At 49.6% G+C, this 268-nt stretch carries 1 rRNA gene; it reads right to left on the bottom strand.

What is annotated here, in order from left to right:
- Window positions 1-186 precede the first annotated feature (186 nt).
- Window positions 187-268 (bottom strand): 16S ribosomal RNA (locus EVJ34_RS15645); the annotation flags it as partial.

Below are 268 nucleotides of genomic sequence, written 5' to 3'. Positions count from 1 at the left end.
AGTGCCAAGGCATCCACCGTACGCCCTTTCTACCTTGATCTAGCGTCTAAGACACACGGTCCTCACGGACCATATGTGAAATTAATTGGTTTGATGTCTTGATGAATCTTCAGTTTTCAAGGAACAATCGAGGGACGAACCCTCAAAACTGAACGATGGGCAATGCCACATGGGCATTTTCCTTAGAAAGGAGGTGATCCAGCCGCACCTTCCGATACGGCTACCTTGTTACGACTTCACCCCAATCATCTGTCCCACCTTCGGCGGC

The sequence above is a fragment of the Exiguobacterium sp. SL-9 genome (assembly GCF_004336985.1).
Taxonomy (GTDB): domain Bacteria; phylum Bacillota; class Bacilli; order Exiguobacteriales; family Exiguobacteriaceae; genus Exiguobacterium.
Note: the sequence above shows the minus strand (reverse complement) of the source record. Positions and strands in the feature narration are given on the sequence as shown.